This is a genomic window from Embleya sp. NPDC025285 (genome assembly GCF_055558835.1).
This window is the reverse complement of record NZ_JBVHLU010000079.1, coordinates 1-18764: the sequence shown is the minus strand read 5'-3', so window position 1 is coordinate 18764 and position 18764 is coordinate 1. Positions and strand designations below refer to the sequence as shown.

General features: G+C 69.7%; 11 protein-coding genes and 1 pseudogene. 6 read left to right on the top strand and 6 right to left on the bottom strand.

Features of this window, described 5'->3' with window-relative positions; translation table 11 throughout:
* Window positions 1-18: 18 nt before the first annotated feature.
* The 4 genes from ACZ4FV_RS37585 to ACZ4FV_RS37570 are packed head-to-tail and all read left to right on the top strand — an operon-like array spanning window position 19 to window position 4729.
* The gene (locus tag ACZ4FV_RS37585; RefSeq protein ID WP_395872974.1) at window positions 19-1494 is read left to right on the top strand and encodes an aminopeptidase P family protein; all 1476 of its coding nucleotides are present in this window, start codon (window positions 19-21) and stop codon (window positions 1492-1494) included.
* Window positions 1491-1829, top strand: coding sequence for a hypothetical protein (locus tag ACZ4FV_RS37580; protein WP_465325066.1), 339 nt, complete (start codon window positions 1491-1493; stop codon window positions 1827-1829). The genes ACZ4FV_RS37585 and ACZ4FV_RS37580 overlap by 4 nt, the downstream gene beginning before the upstream one ends.
* The gene (locus tag ACZ4FV_RS37575) at window positions 1822-3462 is read left to right on the top strand and encodes an amidase (RefSeq protein ID WP_465325064.1); all 1641 of its coding nucleotides are present in this window, start codon (window positions 1822-1824) and stop codon (window positions 3460-3462) included. Before ACZ4FV_RS37580 ends, ACZ4FV_RS37575 begins: the two co-directional genes overlap by 8 nt.
* Window positions 3449-4729, top strand: coding sequence for a hypothetical protein (locus ACZ4FV_RS37570; RefSeq protein ID WP_465325062.1), 1281 nt, complete (start codon window positions 3449-3451; stop codon window positions 4727-4729). The genes ACZ4FV_RS37575 and ACZ4FV_RS37570 overlap by 14 nt, the downstream gene beginning before the upstream one ends.
* Window positions 4730-5087: 358 nt before the next feature.
* Here the strand turns inward: ACZ4FV_RS37570 and ACZ4FV_RS37565 are convergent, their stop codons facing one another.
* The 5 genes from ACZ4FV_RS37565 to ACZ4FV_RS37545 form a co-directional block, all read right to left on the bottom strand.
* On the bottom strand, window positions 5088-7838 hold the full coding sequence (locus tag ACZ4FV_RS37565) for a LuxR C-terminal-related transcriptional regulator (RefSeq protein ID WP_465325060.1): 2751 nt from the start codon (window positions 7836-7838) through the stop codon (window positions 5088-5090).
* Window positions 7835-9310: an aminopeptidase P family protein gene (locus ACZ4FV_RS37560; RefSeq protein ID WP_465325058.1), complete on the bottom strand. Its 1476-nt coding sequence runs from the start codon at window positions 9308-9310 to the stop codon at window positions 7835-7837. Before ACZ4FV_RS37560 ends, ACZ4FV_RS37565 begins: the two co-directional genes overlap by 4 nt.
* Before the next feature lie 1134 nt (window positions 9311-10444).
* Window positions 10445-11350 (bottom strand): hypothetical protein, encoded by a 906-nt coding sequence (locus ACZ4FV_RS37555; protein WP_465325057.1) that lies wholly within the window; start codon window positions 11348-11350, stop codon window positions 10445-10447.
* Between the two features lie 400 nt (window positions 11351-11750).
* Entirely contained in the window at window positions 11751-12398 is a 648-nt protein-coding gene (locus ACZ4FV_RS37550) for a hypothetical protein (protein WP_465325055.1), read from the bottom strand.
* Window positions 12399-12841: 443 nt separating this feature from the next.
* A complete protein-coding gene (locus ACZ4FV_RS37545) occupies window positions 12842-13282 on the bottom strand; it encodes a hypothetical protein (RefSeq protein ID WP_465325053.1) in 441 nt (146 codons plus the stop codon).
* A gap of 349 nt (window positions 13283-13631) precedes the next feature.
* Here ACZ4FV_RS37545 and ACZ4FV_RS37540 point away from each other — a divergent pair, with 349 nt between their 5' ends.
* Together ACZ4FV_RS37540 and ACZ4FV_RS37535 are read left to right on the top strand one after the other, a co-directional pair.
* Entirely contained in the window at window positions 13632-13961 is a 330-nt protein-coding gene (locus tag ACZ4FV_RS37540; RefSeq protein ID WP_465325051.1) for a HEAT repeat domain-containing protein, read from the top strand.
* 62 nt (window positions 13962-14023) lie between these two features.
* Entirely contained in the window at window positions 14024-18124 is a 4101-nt protein-coding gene (locus ACZ4FV_RS37535; protein ID WP_465325049.1) for a hypothetical protein, read from the top strand.
* Between the two features lie 117 nt (window positions 18125-18241).
* On the opposite strand, the pseudogene ACZ4FV_RS37530 reads toward ACZ4FV_RS37535, so the two are convergent.
* Window positions 18242-18764 (bottom strand): annotated as a pseudogene (locus ACZ4FV_RS37530) (hypothetical protein); the annotation flags it as partial.

Here is an 18764-nt window from a genome sequence, read left to right as displayed (position 1 = left end):
TCGAAGGGAATACCGAACGTGCCCAACGTCGGCAAGGAAGAGATCACCGGAGCGCACGACACCGAGATCCCCACCGAGTTCGTCGACTACATGACGAGCGGTTGGCGGGAACAGGAGATCGAGCTCGTCCCGGTACCCCACCTCGACCGGCTGTCGGCGCGCCGCGCCCTGCTGTCGAACGCCTTTCCGGGCGAAACGCTGGTCATCCCGACCGGCCGGATCCAATGGCGCAGCTACGGCGCGCCCTACCCGTTCCGCGGCGGCAGCGACCTGCTGTGGCTGACGGCGGACCAGGACCCGAACTCGGTGCTCGTCATGCACCCGATCACCGGCGGCCACGACGCGGTGCTGTACGTGGACCCGCGGCACGACCCGGCCTCCGGCGTCGGCTACCTCGACCGCATCCTCGGCGAGGTGTGGCAGGGCCGCTGCCTCTCGCCCGAGGAGAAGACCACGGTGCTGGGAGTGCAGACCCGTCCCATCGGCGACCTCCCGACGGTGTTGCGGCGCGCCGGCCGCAACACCCGAGTGCTGCGTGGCTACGACGCGGGCATCGACCGCGGCCTGCTCCCCGCGACCGAGGAGAACGCGGCCCACGACGCGCTGCTCGCGAGCGTGCTCGCCGAACTGCGGCTGCGCAAGGACGACTGGGAACTCGCGCAACTCCAGGAGGCCGTAGACATCACCGTCCGCGGTTTCGAGGATGTCGCGCGCGCCCTGCCGAGCGATCGCGCGGTCTCCGAGCGGCTGCTCGAAGGCATCTTCGCCACCCGCGCGCGCCACGACGGCAACGGCGTCGGCTACAACTCGATCGTCGCCGCCGGCGCGCACTCGACCATCCTGCACTGGGGCCGCAACGACGGCCCGGTCCGACCGGACGGCATCCTGCTGATGGACATGGGAGCCGAGGCGCGGAGCTGCTACACCGCCGACGTGACCCGCGTCCTGCCCGTCTCGGGCACCTTCACCACCGCCGAGCGCGACGTCTACGACATCGTGCACGCCGCGCGCGACGCGGGCCTGGCGGCGATGGCGCCCGGTGTCGCGTTCGACGACGTCAACCTGGCCTGCCGGCGCACCCTCACCGAGGGCCTGCGCGACCTGGGCGTACTCAAGTGCGGCGTCGAGGAGGCCATGCAGGACAAGCGGCAGCCGTACCGGCGGTGGACCCTGTGCGCCTTCGGCCACATGCTCGGCCTGGACGTGCACGACTGCGGGCACGCGCGCCCGGAGTACTACGGACAGGGCGTGCTCGGCGAGGACCACGTGCTGACCATGGAACCCGGTCTGTACCTGCAACCGCACGACGAACTGGTGCCGGAGGGCCTGCGGGGGATCGGCGTGCGGTTGGAGGACGACGTACGGGTGACCGCGGACGGCGTTCAGGTGTTGTCGGCGGCGCTGCCGGTCGGCGCGCGCGAGACCGAGACCTGGCTCGCCGCGCAACGCGAGGCCGGCCCGCGCCTGCCCGGCGGGCACGGGCCCACCGCGTGAGCGCCGACCGGATCGCCGTGGACGGCGCCGACCACACCGGCCACACCGGCCACACCGACCGCGCCGGCCACGCCGACCGCGCCGGCATCGCCGGTATCGCCGGTATCGCCGGCGCCCGTGCCGGCATCGATGACGCCGACCGCCCCGATCCTCCCGATCGCTCCGAACTCCCCGCCTGCGTCGAAGTAGATCCCGCCGACCGGGAGTTCACCGCCACCCTGGAACGGCTCGGCATCGAGATGCCGCGCGACCTGGCGCCCGGTGTGCTGGCCGGCTACCGCGGGCTGCGGGCGAAGATGGAACTGCTGCGCACCACGGAGGCCACCGATGGCTGACCTCGACAGCACCGGCCCCGGCGCGCTCGCCGAACTGTCCGTCGCACAGGCCGGCGCGCTGCTGCGCGCGGGCCGACTCACCTCGGTGGACCTGGTGGAGAACGCGCTCGGCATGATCGAGGCGCGCGACGCGACACTGCACGCCTTCGTACTCGTCACCCGCGAGCAGGCGTTGCGGCGCGCCCGGCAGGCCGACCGGGAACTGCGCGAGGGCCTCGACCGAGGTCCGCTGCACGGCGTCCCGTACGCGCTCAAGGACATCTTCGCCGCCGAGGGACTGCCCACCACGAACCACTCGTGGCTGACCGTGTCGGACGTGGCCGCCGAGGACAGCGCCGTGGAGGCCCGACTGCGGGCCGGCGGCGGCGTGTTGCTGGGCAAGTTGGCCACCTACGAGTTCGCGCTCGGCGGGCCGAGCGTCGACCTGCCCTTCCCGCCGGCACGGAACCCGTGGAACGGCGAGCACATCCCCAGCGGTTCATCGTCGGGCGCCGGGGTCGCGGTCGCCGCGGGGTTCCTGCGGGTCGCGTTCGGCTCCGACACCGCCGGCTCGATCCGCGGCCCGGCGTTCCACTGCGGGACCGTCGGCCTCAAGCCCACCTACGGCAGCGTGTCCGGGTACGGCGCCACCCCGCTGTCGCACACCATGGACCATTTCGGACCGCTGGGCTGGACGGTGGCCGACACCGCCGCCGCACTCCACGTGATCGCCGGACCGGACCCGCGCGACCCGCGCACCCGCGACACACCCGCGCCGGACTTCCTCGGCGCGGCGAGCGAGGACGTCAAGGGCCTGCGCGTGGCGTACTCGACCGCGTGGTACGCCCACGACCCCGCGACGCTGCCGGAGATCACCGAAGGCATCGAGCGGGCCCTGACCCACCTGGACAAGCTCGGCGCGATCGTCGAGGAGTGCGAACTGCCTCCGTACGAGGTGCTCGACGCCTGCGGCCGGGTGATCCTGGCGGCGGAGGGCTTCGCAGTGCACGAGCGCAACCTGCGCGGGTTCCCCTGGTCCTACGGGCGGTTCACCTACCAGAAGCTGATGCCCGGGGCCGGGGTCGGCGCGGGTGACCTGCTCCGCGCGATGGACGTGCGCCGGCGCCTCGTCGAGTCCTTCCAGCAGAAGGTTTTCGCCGACCACGACGTGCTGGTCACCGCCTGCGGCCAGGCCACCGCAGCCCGCTTCGACGACTTTCCCACCGACTGGCCGCCGCCGCGTCTGGCCAACGACATGCAGACGATCCCGTTCGCGGTCACCGGACACCCGGCCCTGTCGCTGCCGCTCGGATTCGCCGCCGACGGGCTGCCGATCGGACTACAGCTCGTGGGACGCAAGTTCGGTGAGGCGAGCCTGTTCCGGGCGGGGGCGGCGCTGGAGGCCGAATTCGGCCGGCGGGACACCAGGCCGCGGTTGACTGGGGCCGGGGCCGGGGCCGGGGCCCGAGCCGTAGGTGGAGCAGCCGGAACCCGAGCCCGAACCCGAGCCGTAGGTGGAGCAGCCGGAGTCGGGGCCGGATCCGGCCCCGGCATCGGGCTTGGCCCCGGCCTTCACCCGGGCCTGCGCCCCGACCTCGCCATCCGCGCCCATCGCCCCGACCCGGAACCGGAGCCCGCCGATGTTCGCCGCTGAGAACCGCGCCTTCCTGAACCGAGTGTTCACCGAACACAGCCCGCACGACCTCGCCCTGGCCCGAGAGATCTCCGACCGGCACCTGCGCGATCTCGGCTTCCTCTTCCCCACGTTGCCCACACACTTCCGGCTGGACCGGACCACCCTCGACGAACTCCACTCGACGACAGCCCGGTTGGTCTCCGCCCACCGCAAGGTGATGCGGCACGTGTGCTCGTCCCTGTCGACCGCCGAACTGGCCGCCACGTTCCGGATCCCGGAGGCGATGGCGGGCTACATCCACTGGCAATGGATGACCGAGGGCACCGCGCTGGCCCGGGCCGACATCATCCCCACCGAATCGGGCTACGCCTTCTGCGAGTTGAACACCTTCTCCGGCGTGGGCGGCGGCGAATGCCAGCACAGCGCGCGACTGCACGCCGAACTGCTGGGACTCCCCGCGGCGGGCGCCTCACCGTTCCTGGACCTGGCCCGGCACTACCTGACGCAGTGCACCCGACTCGGGCTCGACCGCCTGGTCATCCTGGACTCCGTGCGGCACTCCCGGCGCGGCTACGGTCGCGACCAGCCGCTCGTGGACTTCCTCCGGATCATGGCGCCCGACCTGGACGTCGTCTACTGCAACGAGACCTCCTACCGGGCGCAATGGCTGCGCGCGCCGCACGCGCGCCGCATCCTCGTCCACCGACTGATCACCTTCGCCGACACCGACGACGACGGCGCCTTCCTCAAGGCCGTCGACGACAGCGGCGCCACCGTCTCGTGCATGTTCGAGGCCGAACTCGGCATGCACCGCAAGTGGTTCTCCCTGCTGTGCGATCCCGACCTGCACCACCTGCTCGACCCGGAAGAGGTGGAGACGCTCCGACGCCACGTACCGATGACCTTCGACCTCGCGCCGGACATCCTCGACGACGTACTGGCCTCCCGGGGCGACTACGTCTTCAAGCACAGCTACACCTACGGCGGCGACGGCGTCCTGATCGGCGCCGAGCACTCCGCGCCGGCCCTGCGCGCGCGCTTCGTGGCGGACGGGGTCGAGACTTGGACCTGTCAGCGCATGGTCGAAGCGTCCACGCTGGAACTCCCGGTCGCGGACGGTCCGAGCGCCGAGGAGGCCGGGCACCGCAAGACGGCCGAGTTCGACTTCGTGCTCGGCGTCTACGCCTACGGCGATCGCACCAACGGGGCGCTGGTGCGCGGCTCGGCCGACTCCAAGGTGGTCAACGCCTCCCGAGGCGCGATCTCCTGGGCATTCGCGGACTGACCTCGACACCTTCGCGGGGCCTTGCACCGGGCCTTGCGCCGGGCCTTGCACCGGGCCTTTGCCGGGCCTTCGACGACGCACCTGGCCCCTCGACGACATACCCCCTTCGACGACACTCCCCATGCTTTCCCCGACGCCTCCCAAGCCCTCGACGACACCTCCCACGGTTGGGCGCCACCGCCATTCCTGCGGCGCCACCGCCGTTCCTGCGAGGACACCGCCACTCCTGCGACGACACCGCCACTCCTGCGACGACACTGCCGTTCCTGCGACGACACCCGCCTACGACGACACCCGGCCTTCGATGACCCACCCGCCTCCCCCGATCGCTCCCGCCCGGGAGCAACCACGGTCGGCACTACCGGGCCGGCTGGTGCCTGTCCTTGTGTACGAGCGCCACCAGTTGGATCCGCGACCGCACGCCGAGCTTGCGATAGATCCGGGTCAGGACCGCCTCCACGGTCTTGACGCTGACATACAACGACGCCGCGATGTCCCGGTTGCCGCGCCCGTCGGCGACCAGCTCGGCGATGCGCTGTTCGGCGTCGGTCAGGCCCGCGAGCCCGGCCCTTGCCCCGGTTCGCTCCGGCCGGTCCGGCTCCCACAGCGGCGCATCCGCCTTGCGGAACACCGCCTCCGCGGCCGCGTGCAACTCCCGGGCGCGGGCGGGGCGTCTGCGTCGCTGCTCGACGGCCGAGTGGGTCAGCAACACCCGACCGCACTCCAACGGGTAGCCCAGCCGCGCGAACGCCTCCCAAGCCCGGGTGAGCAGCCGCTCGGCCGCCGTGAACTCGCCCGTCGCCGCCGCGCACAGCGCCTGGGCGCGGTCGAGCGAGGCCAGCACGCCGCGCCGCCCCAACTCGCGCGCCGGGTCTCGGGCATCGGCGATGGTGCGCGCGGCGGCCTCGACATCCCCGGCGGCGACCAGGGCCTCGGCGAGGTCGGCGTCGTAGCGGATCGCCGCCGGATCCCGGACGGACAACTCGCGCACCAGATCCCGCACCCGCAGCAGATCCGCCAGCGCGCCGACCGTGTCGCGCAGGAACAGCCGCGTACGGCCGGACAGATGCAGACAGTGCGCCGCGAAGACTGTGTCCTTCTCCTCCTCCGACGCGGTCAATCCCAGCCCCGCGTAGGCGAGCGCCTGTTCCAGGGTTCCGCCCGCGAGTTCGGCGATCGCCGCCGCGTACCACGGCGGACCGGGGGAGGCGCCCAACTCGCGCGCCAGCGCCAGCAATCGGCGGGCCTCCTCGCGCGCGGCCCGACCGTCGCCGCCGTGCGCGTGGATCAGTACGGCACAGCCCAGGAGCCGCCCCGGGTCGGCCCGCCCGGCGACCGACCCGAACCCCGGGCGAAGCGCGTCCAACAACTGCCCGGCCTCGTCCAGGCGGTCCTCCAGGAGGGCGAAGGACACCGCGACCCGGCGCGGATCATCGGAGATCGGAGGCGGGTCACCGGCGCTCGCCCCGGTGCCGCCCGCCGCGCCCGGCTCCAACGCCATGCGCAGTGTCCCGGCGTGCTCCGGCGAGCCGCGGCCCTGTTGGATCCGGGCGGTCAAGGTGATCGCGGCGGCGCGGCTCGCCGGGTCGCCGGCCCGTTCCGCCCACTCCACGGCCGCGCACGCGTGTGCCAGGGCCTCGGCGGAATAGCCCCGGGTCAGGTGCGTGCTCCAGGCGAGTCGCAGATGCGCCGCCGAAACCAGCGCGGGTTCGTCGGCGGCCGTGGCGTCGGCCAGCGCCCGGGCCGCGATGTCCGCCAGCAGCGCGGCGCCGCGGCCGGCGGCGTCCACGACCGCGATGCGTGCCCGGGCGCGCTGCGCCGGTCCGGCCCGGGTGCGGTCCAGCCGGTCCAGGGCCGTCCAGGCGAGGTCGAAGCGCCCCGCGGTCTCGGCGTCCCGGGCGGCACACACCAGCAGATCGGGTCGGGTGCCGCCGGCCCGGTCGACCGCCAGCAGGGCGAACTCCGCGGCCCGCGTGTGGTCGCCGCGCTCGCGCGCCGCCGCGGCGGCGTCGGCGAGCACCAGGACCAGACGCGCCGCGGTCGTGGCCGGGGCCAGGGCGGACGCCTCGTGCCAGGTCCGGTCGTCGGCACCGGTCGACACCGCCGCCAGCGCGCGATGGGCGCGGCGCACCGACTCGCGGCCGGCCTCGGCGACGATGCCCTCGCGCAGCACCGGCGCCGGGAAGGACACGGCACCGTCGACCACCCGGATCAGCCCGGCGTCCTGGGCGGTGGCCAGAGCGGCGTCCGCGGTCGGCGCGGCGTCGGCGGTGTACCCGGTGGCCCGACGGATGCCGTCGAGCGAGGGATCGGCGGCCAACGCCGCCAACAGCAGCACCCGGCGCACCGGTTCGGCCAGGTCCGCCAGCCACGCGCGCATCGCCTTGCGGGCGTGCGGGGCCAACGGTTCGGCGTCCCACGCGGTGGCCGAACGCCCGGCCCGGGCCAGTCCGGCGGCGATGTCCGAGACCAGTCGCGGACTGCCGCCCGTCGCCGCGTGGATGCGACCCGCGGTGCGCAGCGGGATGCCGAACGACCCTACGACCGTCGCCGATTCCTCCGGGCTCAGCGGTGGTATCCCGATCTCGACCGCGCCGCCGCCGAGCACGTCGTGCGGCGACGGGCCGTCGGGCCGCAACGCGGCCAGCAGCGACACGCTGCCGCGACTGCGCCGCGCGGCGAAACCGAAGACGTCCAGGCTGCCCGGACCCCACCACTGCACGTCGTCGGCGGACAACAGCGGCCGGGCCCTGCGTCCCCACGCCTGAAGGCAGGACAACACCGTGCCGCGGAACGTAGCGGTGTCCGGCTCGGGCCCCGCAACGCGCCGCAACACCCAGTCCATCGTCGAGCGTTGCAGTTCGGACAGTTCGCCGCGCACCTCGGCCGGGCACGCGGTGAACAGGTCCATCAGCGGCGCGTAGGCGATGTTCGCGTCGGCGCGCGCCGAGCTGAGCCGGACCACCGGATCCCCGGCCGCCTGCCACGCCGTGCACACCGCGTCCAGGACCGCGGACTTGCCGAACCCGGTGGGCCCGACCACCGCCACCACGCCGGCCTGCCGTAACTGTCCGCAGACCTGGTCCACCAGCGGACCGCGCGCGGTCATCGCAGCGAGGCCATCCAGGCCTCGACCTCGTCCGCGGCGCGTGGCAGGCCCGACGACAGGCACTGTGCGCCGTCGGCCGTGATCAGGAAGTCGTCCTCGATGCGAACGCCGATCCCGCGCAACTCCTGCGGCACGGTCAGGTCGTCGGGCTGGAAGTACAGGCCGGGCTCGACGGTGAGTACGTGCCCGGGTGCCAACAGGCCGTCCGGGTAGCTCTGTCGACGGGCGGCGGCGCAGTCGTGGCAGTCCAGGCCGAGCATGTGGCCCGAGCCGCAGAGGGTGAAGCGGCGATACAGGCCCGAGTCGGGGGCCAGGGCCGCCTCCGCTCCGCCGGGCAACAAGCCCCATTCGTCCAGACCTTCGGCGATCACGCGCATCGCGGCTGTGTGGAAGTCGCCGAACCGCGCGCCGGGTCGCAGCGCGGCGATACCCGCCGACTGGGCGGCGAAGACGAGATCGTAGACCCGGCGTTGCACGTCGGTGAAGCGTCCGCCGACCGGCAGCGTACGGGTGACGTCGCCGGTGTAGAACGAGTCGGCCTCGACACCGGCGTCCAACAGCAGCAGGTCGCCCGTGCGCACCGGTCCGTCGTTGCGCATCCAGTGCAGGACGCACGCGTGCGCGCCGGCCGCCGCGATGGTCTCGAAGCCCAGCCCGTAGCCCTCGAGCCGGGCCCGCCGATTGAACGTGCCCTCGATCCAGCGCTCACCACGCTCGAGACCGGTGGCATGATCCAACTCGCCCACCACGTCGTGGAATCCGGCCACCGTGTGGCCCACGGCCGCACGCAGCTGCTCGACCTCCCACTCGTCCTTGACCAGCCGCGACTCGGACAGGAAGGTGAGCAGTTCGGCCTCGGCCTCGGCGCCGGCTCCCGAGGCCGGCGGCACCAGCGCGTCGACGAGCGGGTCCTCGCCGCGCACCACCCGGGTCGGTACCTTCCGTCCGCGCAGGGCCCGTTCGAGGTCCTCGCGCGGGGCCGACTCGATCCCGAGGGCGTCGGCGGTCTCCGCGAGTGTGCGCCGGCGCCCGACCCAGAACTCGCCATACCGCCGGTCGCCGTAGAACCCCGCACCGTCGGGCCCGCCGTCGCGCGGTGAGCGCGGCCGGGTGAACAGTGTGACCGAGTGCCCGTTCCCGTCGGGCTCGAAGACCAGCACACTGTCCGGGACCGCCTGCGTGCCCTGCTCGGCGGTCAGGTGCACGAACGCCGAGTGCGGCCGGAACGTGTAGTCGAAGTCGTTGCTGCGCGCCTTCAACCCACCCGACGGCACCACGATCCGCTCACCGGGAAAGCGCTCGGACACCGCCGCCCGCCGCTTGGCCGCGTACGCCGCCCCGGACACGGGCGGCGCCTGTATCGCGGTGTCGGCCCACCCATGTCGAAACGCCTCCGCCAGCGCCGCCGGCACCGCGTGGTCATGCTTCTCGGTCCCACGCGCCCTGCCGCCGGTCATGTCGTTGTCACCCATGTCGCCCATGTCACCCATTGCACGCCCCGATCATCGCGTTGTGATATTCCGGACGGTACCATTTCACATGTGACACTTCTATGTTCCGAGCCGGACACCCGAGGCAGCGTGAGCCGGCTCGGCGCCGGGCGAGGAGGGCGTCGGCGGCGGTGACGTGACGGTGTCGTCCGCGCCCGCCCCCACCGGCTTCCCGTCCTCGCCGCGCGCGTGCGCGGCGTCACGCGAACGAGAGCGCGCGGAAAGAGAGTTCATGCCGAACCCGTCGATCCGCCCGAAGCCCCCGCGCGGTACGGACCCGCCTCCGGAACGCGCGCCCGTCTCGGCGCCATGTGTAGTCTCCTCGCCGCGCGCGACGACCGAGCGGTGAAACCCGAAACTCGGAGCCCGCGACACGGGCGCCACCACCGCCGCACGCGGAGCCCCGCGACACAGGCGCTGCTGCCACCGCCGCACTCGGACGCATCGCCGGACCGGATGGACATGGACCGGAACGTGTGGCGGTCCCACCGGCGGGGCCTCCGGGCGCCCGTCGGCATACTGGAGGCATGGACGCACGTGTGCGGTACGCGGACGTTCGGCCGTATACGGTGCCGGACACCTTCGCGGGGTCGGCCGGCCCCGCCGAGGGCGTCGTCCATTTGCCCACGTCCTTGGATTGAGTGGACGTGGCGAGGCACCCGCCGAATCGGTCGCGACCACATCGCGACCACTCGGCCCGGCTGCGCGACCTGTTCAAACCGCTCTACACGACTGCGATCGCGGGCCGATTGCTCGTGAGTCCCAAAGCCGAGCGCCGGTCGTGCGACCACACTGCGACCACACTGCGACCACCACGCCCCAGAACGCAGAAAAGGCCGCCTTCCCGTTTCTGAGAAGACGACCTCCGACCTGCGTAAACGCTGGTCGGGACGACAGGATTTGAACCTGCGACCCCTTGACCCCCAGTCAAGGAGATGGGGCATTTCCGCAGGTCAGGGGCACTTTGCTACTCAATACGTCGTTCGATTTCCAGTATATCGTGCCGTTTCGCGTATGGCGTGTGGTCCACAACTGGTCCACAACGTCCGAGAGTTGGTGCTGTGCGTTCGTCTGGGGCCAGCGGTTCCGCGTCGGAGTTCGAGACCCGAGTAGGGCCTACCGGAAACTACGGTTCGGGTCGCGCGGCGTGACGTTGCCGAAGTCTTCGAACCACGCGAGTGGTTGTGCGTCGCCGATGCCGAGGGTCTGGTTGAGCGGATGGGATGGGGCTTCGACGCCGGTGAACTGGGAGTCGTAGAGCCACGGGATGTCGTGGTCCTGGAAGAAGAACTCGAAGCAGGCAGCCCCGTCGTAGTCGTCCTCGTGCTGGGGTATCGGGATGCTGCCGCCACCGTGACTGCCGGCGCCGATGAGATCGGGTGCGTCTTCGAGGGCGAGGTGGAGGACGATCTCCTCCGCTGTGCAGGTGGGTTGCGGCCAGTTGCCGTTCTCGATGTCGCGTGCCAGGTCGTCGCAGGCTCGGGCGACCTGTTTGCGCCATGCCTTGTTCTGGTGCCAGGTGATGTGTGGGAGGCGCCCGAAGAACTCGTACTCTTCGTCTTCTTCCGAGGTGATCGGCGCGTCGTTCAGCTTCTCGGTGTCGTCGTAGGCGGAGTCCGCGAGCCAGGTCAGGGCGGTGTGCAGGACATCGGCCGTGTGCGGTGTCAGTTGCCAACCGCACTCCTCGCATTCATCGTCTTCGCACTGATGAGCGCTCAGCGGGAAGAGCGTGACGAAGTCCACGGCGTGCGCGTCGACGCCCGGGTAGGCCATTGCCGGTGCGGTCGTGTCGGGCAGTCGCCAGCCGGTACCGAAGTCGGCCCGCACGGGAGCCGTGGACCAGTCGGCGACCTCGTCGCCGTGTGCGACCAGCAGTTCCGCGGCCTGTTGCACGCCGGTCAGACAATCTGCTCCCGGTAGTTCGTCACCGTTCGTTGCCGCGAACATCGAGGCACCGACCAAGTCCTTCGGATCGTTGCCGGGTTCCTCTACCGGCAACGGTGTCCAACCGTCGGCTGCCACGGCGGCGAGCAGTCCATTCTCGTCGTAGACGTGATACTCGCGCAGTTGTACGACCCGAACCTCGGGTCCGGGTAGTTCCGCCAGGGCGCGCCTCGCTCGGCGTACGGGTAGCGGCTACGGGGAGTTCGTCCGGGTGGTCGTCCACATTGCTCGGAGCGAGTGGATCGTCGGCGGGCCATCGGAAGAGGGTGGGTGCGAGACCGGGCCACACTCCGCTGCGGGCCCTGGCCAGGGCCTCACGGAGCGAGGCTGCCGGTGCGTCCGGTAGTGCCGAGTCCAAGTGGCGTGCGACGGCTTGCTGGTAGCGATTCAGATCCCCGTTGAGTGTCAGGTTTCGCAGCAACGCGGCCGCGTGCTGGGCGAGTGTGGCGTCCCGACAGGTGAGCACCGCCTGTAGCACTCACTGAGCGGCGGTTCCAGTCCCCGCGTGATGCTCATTCACCCGGGCCGCGGCATCGAGCGCCCTCGTGATCGCACCACGACCCAACGGTGACCATGCGATCGGCGCAGCGATGAAAACGGCAGCGGCGGCCGACACGTGTGCCCACGTTTTGGCCCTCCCAGCCGTTCTGACACTCAGGGCGGTTGCGCGGCGATGGCGAGGGTTCATGTTCGCCGCAGCGTCGTGGGCCCGATTTGCGATCTCCGAACAGACCTGTGAGGCCCGGGCCAGCAGGCACACCGCAGCAAGCCACAGCCCGATGCAACCACCAAATCCACCGAGCACGCGCTGCGCCGAGGATGGGGGCCCAGCCGCAGAACTGCTCGACGCCCCGGTGACGGCCATCACAATGGATGTCATGGCAACAACAGTGAGGAACATCGCCGCCAATAAGCGACGCAGCGGCCGTTCTGTGTCTTGCTGACCACCCTCCGGTTCCAAATCGGTGGAGCCGAGTGCCGTCTCGGATGGCAAAAGGTCCGCAGCCGAACGGGCCTCACCGGCGTGATGGTGGTGGATATGTACGCCACCATCAACGTTGCCGCCGACGAAAACCCCCGAACCTTCATTGCGTTGCACGTTTGGTCGGCGCGCGGGATCGGACATCCCCCGTCACCGCCGTGTTCGCCGAAGGTCGCAATCCGAAGACTGGAAGTCCGCCAAGCCTTGCTGGAGTTGATGAGTGCACCGCTTCAGTTCGCGAACTGAGCCGGCCAGGCAGAGCACCCCTTCAGGGAACCTCCTGCGGATTGGAGGCCTGGTCACAAGAACGAGGATCTCGGCGGCGTCCGCGAGGCCGCACCGTTCAGCCGGGATGGCTATGAGCTTGGCAGTCTCCCCGCCGCGGGGACGGCCCTCTGCCGCATCGGCGCGCGGCCCTGTCAGCCGAGGTGAGGTCTCGGTGACCGAAACGAGATGCCCTCGCGTCGCTTGATCCAACTCCGCGAAGTGATTGATCACGGTCCCGTAGGCACCTTCGCCGACGCACGTCTCTCGACAGGCGTTGTGCTGGATGTGCGGGCGCGGCGCATCGTCGATCTGCCGACGCGTCATTGCGGTGCGTCACCGTACGTGTTGTGCACGCCTCCGAGGATGTTCCCGTTTACGAACATCCCCGATCCGGTGTTGAGTTGTGCCCCGGCGTTCATCGAGCGTGACGCTTCGGCAAGCGCCTGGAGATCGGTCCATGCTTCCGGGTGGACCGACACGTGGTCGTGCAGACGACCGGCCCATGCCTGCGTGATCCGCTCCCGAGCCAGCGCCAGCTCGCGGCCGAGCGTCGCGTCGCCTTCCGCGGCGCGGGCCAGGTCGCCAAGGTCACGCTCATCGTTGTCGTGTGCGGCGATCGCATCCCGCTGTGCTTCGGGCGCAGCGTGGCGGAACAGCCGTATGAGTCCGGCCCGGGCCGCACGGCTGCCCCCCGACAGCATTGAGGCCACCAGGGTGCCGGCGGCACCAGTGGCTATCGCCATGGTTGCGGGATCGAGCATGGTCCAAACCCCCCGGAATTGGAACGTCATCGCATACACGCGCGGTCCATGGCCAATGCATCCGGCCAGGGCGTGTGCGGACCAATCACCTTACGCGATAACGAAGTACCTGTTGACGTGTCAGCAAAAGGAGGTCGATGTACGCGTCCGTTGGAACAGTCCTCGCGCGCAGAGGCCGCTCGTGCAGCCACCGCGAGGTCGCCTCCAACGCGGCGGGTCCGTTCGGCATGCGCAAGCCTGAAGCATGTCGGAGGCCCACCTCTGCTCTTACCGGTGGTTTGTTGACGGCGGTTCTGATTGGCAGTATGCCGTGAAGTAGCAGTATTCGTGGGCCCGTTCGGGGTGCGCCATGACCGCTCGTGTGTCGCGTCTGCCCGAACTCGCTGGGATCTTGGTGACACTGGTGGCGACCGACAGCGATCCGCGTGTTCGCAGAAGCGCTGCATCCGCGCTCGGAGAATTGTCTGCCCTGCCATCGGTGGACTCCATGATCGAGGCCGGACTACGTACGGCGCTCAGGCACCCATCGGCAGGCGTACCACTGGCGGCACTTGAGGGTTTGCGATCCACCGATCGGTTCGCAGGAAACGCAATCGTGGAGGAGCTGGTCGAGACCCACCCCTCGGCACGCATGCGCCATGCCGCCGGAAGATTGATCGCGAGACGCGAGTCAACGTAATCACCTCGTGTGCCAAGGGTCGTCTGGAGCCACATGTCGGATGGAAATGGGAGCCTCGATGCGTGAGTAGCAGGAAGCGCGAGCAGAGGCGCCCACAGAAGTCTCAAGGAGCGCCCGGCGCTCGACCTGCGGCGCGCGACAAGGCGCGGGTCGCCGGTACGTCGGCGGATGACGACGAAATCGAGCGCGCGCTCGGGTCGGCGAGCACACGTGGCGAAGCCGATGCAGCGGGCGTGCCCATCGACGTCGCCGAGAAGTTGTGGAGTTCGACGCGCAGTGGTGCCAGAGCCGGTCGAGGCTTCCACTATCAGGACGCCGTCGGGGCCTGTTTGTGCGCGCGGATGTTGGCCGGAGAGCTCATGGTCGAATCCGTGGTTCCGGAAGGCGAAGAGGACCTATCCTGCGAGGGGGAAATCGCCTGGCGCGTGCAGGTCAAGTCCCGGGTGGAGCGAAAGGGGGATTTCGGTCCGACCGAGGTCGCCAACTTCCTACTGAAGATGGCCCAACAGAATGCGGCGTGGCGGGCGGTGTCACGTGATGGATCCCTTGTCTTGGTCTTGGAGAGGCCGGTCGCAGGAGAATCCTTCAGCACGTGGGGGCGGCCATTGGCAGACCTGTCGCCGGAACACCCCATTCGGGCAGCCTTGTTCGCAAAAGCGCAAGCTGAAGGGCTTGGGTCGGCTGCGGTGGAGGCGATGGGCCGGCAGTTGAGTATCTACGTGCTGCCGTGGGGTGCGGCGGCACAGGAAGCCCGTCGGATCATCGCCGAGCGCTTCGATGTGCTCGCGCAGGCCGCGGTCCCGGTGGTGCATGCCCTGCGGGAGGCGGTGGCCGATGCCGCGGACGACAACCTGTCCGGCCGGTGGGTTAGTAGGTCGCGCCTGAGCCGCACCCGGGTGCAGCAGATCGCGACGAAGGTCATTGGTCTGGTCGATCACGATGCGTTGGGGGAGGCGCTCTCTTCGGGGGCCTGCGAGCCCGTGGACTTCGACGATCCGCTGCCCGACCCTTCCTTCTTCGAGGGTGTCGGTGCGCAGCCCGGGCATGTGGCGGCGGGTCTGCCGACACCGCAGCCGGCGCTGACCGGTCGTGTGGTCGACGCCCTCAACCGGGGAGCGACGGCCTTGGTCGTCGGTCCCTCGGGAGTCGGGAAATCCACCGTGATGTGGGCTGCGGCGTACTCGACCCGGCACATCCTCTGGTATCGGATTCGGCGCCTTCGTGAGGCGGATGTGCCGGCACTGGTCCGCTTGGCACGTGCATCCGGCGCGTCCATCCGTTGCCCGGTCGGTTTCGTCGTGGACGGCGTCGGGATCGGAGCCGCCGAGGCATGGGACCTGCTTCACCGAGAACTGCTCCCGATCCCGGGGGTGGTGCTGCTCGGCTCGGCCCGATCCGAGGACCTGCTCCCGCTGAGAACACGACCGGAATGCACCGAGGTCACCGTCGGCCTGGACGAGGACGTGGCCGAGCGCATCCACGAGGAACTGCTGCGCACCGGCGTAGCCGTGGTTCCTCACTGGCGCCATGCGTACGAGTCCGCCAACGGGCTTACGCTCGAATTCACCCACTACCTCGCACGCGGCGTGCGCATGTCCGAAGTACTGGCTGAGCAGATCGCCCGTCGTGTGGTCGAGAGGCGACGGACGGAATTGAAGATCCTGGCGCGGGTATCCATGGCGCATTGCTGGGGTGCCGAACTCTCCCTGCGTAAGGTGCAGGCGCAAGTCGGGGTCGACGATGTCGAGTTCCGAATTGCGTTGGAGCGACTGGTCGACGAACATCTCGTATCGTCCCGGGCCGGCCGACTTGGTGGGTTGCACCAACTGAGATCCAGTGCCCTGGTGGATGCCGTTCACGCCACGCCGCCTCCCCTGCTGCACGAGACCATGCGTGACGTGCTCGGCATCCTCGAGGACGATCAGCTGGAGCCCTTCCTGGCGGGTGCACTCGGTCGCCATCCCGAGTCGGAGTCCGAGGTTCGACTGCAGTTGGCTGAAGAACTCCGAAGCCGTTCAAGCCCGGTGGCGTGGATCGGGGTTCTCCAGGCGTTGAGGCTGGTGGACGTCCAGCGCCAGTCCGGCATATGGGCTCAGGTGCTTGACTCCCATGAAGTGGCCCCTGCTGATCGGCAGATGACGCTCCAGTGGGCGCTTCTGGGCAACGACCTGCTCGACAAGATGAAGCCCGAAATCGCCGGCGCGATTGCCGAGATCGCGCCGATCGCCGACCCCGGCTCACCGACGCGGGAGGCTCTGCTCGCGATCCTGGGCACCGCCGAACTCGCGCGCGTGGTAGCCCAGTGCGGCGACATGGCCACTGCCCAGAGCCTTCTCGCCGTCCTTGCCGGCAGCGGTGTGGACATTGCGGACGACATCGCCCGGATAGGTGACGAGGCTCCTTTCCTGACGTTGCTGAGGGATGCGCCCGCCGACGACTTCGGCTCACTGATCACCGCAGCCCGAGCCGTCTCCGAGTCCTTCGCCCGGAGGCTCGTCGAGCTCACCGGTGGCCACGAGGCCGTGTACGACCGCCTTCGCGCGTACTCGCCGTGGGTGACCGACATCGACGCCGCTCACGGGCCCGACGGCGACGTGGCGTACGCACGCCTGCTCCACGTGTCCGCACGCGCCGAGCCCGACATCGAGCGCGCAACCCGCGACTTCGGGCGCGTGCTCCTGCGGTGCTTCCCACACTGCCAAAGCGTCGACGTGCAAGCGTTCCAACCCGGAAACGTTCCGCTGCGGTCCGGCGGTATCACATGGGGGAGAAGCGAACTCGAACGACGCTACGATCACCTCTCCACCGAGATCGCCTGGAACTCGGTACGCGCCCCGCTCGCACTCGCCGCGGCCGGATCCGCCGACCCGACGATCCGCGTGCAGCAGGCGCTGTCGATCGTCAACGACATGCACGTCTATCTAGACGGGCTGACGCGCACGTGGTGCACCGGCAAGGGCGCACCCAAGCAGATCGCGCAACTGACGAAACTGCACGGCGACCTGCTCGCCCGCGCCGAAGCTCTGTTCCCGCTCATCGACACATCCGCGCTGTTCGCAAGCGCGGCCGACAACGCCCCCAAGGCAAAAGCCTTGGACCGGCTGCGCTTGCTGACGGTCGGCGTCGTCGCGAATCTCACGACTCGCATCGCCGACCCGCAAGCAAACCAGGCTGCCTTGGCGTCCTTCGTGCACCGGCTGCGCATCGACATCGGGGAAGTCCGTACCGGGGAACGATGGAACCTCATGGGCACGGAAGCGCCCGTGACGCTCGACGAGATGGAGCGCATCCTCGGCAACCTGTACACGGTGCTGGCCGAAGTCGCCTGGGGCGGAATGAATGCGCGTGATGTGGTTCGCTCGGCCCGGTCGGGACTGTACGCACAGGCGCTGGCCAGGTGCGCGGCAGTTGCGGAGTCGTCCATGCGGGCGCGCGCATCCGCAGACCAGGACCACATGCTCCAAGCCGCACGCGCAGCAGGTATCACGGCGCACATCTACAGCTGGGAGACGCAGAACGCGGAAGCCGCGCACTGGCCACCTATGGAGTACGCGGTGGGCATCGATATCCGAACCTTCGCGGACTGGTGCGCCGTCGTCGCACAGCTGCCCGGACTCGTGAACCGGAGACCACCCTCGGAGGGTTGGCAGCCTGGGATCCTCCTGGTTGCCCTCCGCGACGGACGCCCGATCCGCAGGCTGGCCGTTGACTCGGCGAGCGGAATGGCGGCGACAGATGCACTCTTCGACGCCTGGCAGGGCGAGTTGTCCAGTTCCCATCCCACGCCGCTGGCCGACGCGGCGGCGGCAGCTTGCGAGGCGCTGGAGGCACTGTCCGGTCTCTTGCTCCTCGGCAGGCAACGGGAGGTATCCGCGACCCACCAGGCGTTCGTGGACCAGGAGTCGGAGCGACTTCGTGATGCCATGCGGCGGATCTCGGAGTTGCCTCGGGATGACACGACCGCAGAGGTCAGCGGCTTCTTGACCAATCTCGCGGTCCGTGTGCAAGGAGAGGCCGCGGCAGCCGAGGGCCCGCAGGACGCAGTGTCGCCAGTGTTCGTCGTCGAGAACGTCACCAAGACTTCGATTGGGTCCGGCGAGGACTTGACGGAAGTTCAAGCCCTCATTGTTGTCAGCCTTCAATGGGACATCGACCAGATGTGAATTCGACGCTGCCACAATGCTTCAAACCGTGCGTCCGAGGCGACCCACGCGGAGTTGGTCAGGGACCGGAAGATCGGTCGGCGGTCGAGGCGTTTGGGCGCTTTGGCAGAGTGGTCCTCAGTCACTGAGGGTGTAGAAGTGGACCGGGGCGTCGATCTCGCTGGGCGTAAACCAGTCCGAGATCGATTCCTGTTCGTCGAAGGGGTCTTCTTCGTAGAGCCATTCGGGGTCGAGGTCTCCCAGGACCATTTCCCTGAACGCCGCGAACGCGCTTTCGATGTCTTCGTCGTACAGCTGAAAGAGGTCGAGTACCGGGACCGCCTCCCGCACAAGCAGGTGCAGGGCGAGTGCCTCGTCGGTGGTGCAGGGTGGCTGCCACGCCGTCGAGGTCAGTCGTTGGAGCACCGTAGCGGCGGCGGCGACGAATCGACGGATGAACAGTTCGGTGTACTGCGCGGCGAAGGCGGGTGGAAGCTCGTCCAGGATGAAGAAGACGGCGTCGCAATCCTCGACGTTGTCGGCCGCGTCCTCCTCGGCGAGGCTGACTACTGAGGTTTCCGAGTCCGATTGACGGTGTGTCAAATGAGGGCATACCCGTTGTATGGGGAGCTTGGGGATGACCCCGGTGGAGCGGGAGCGC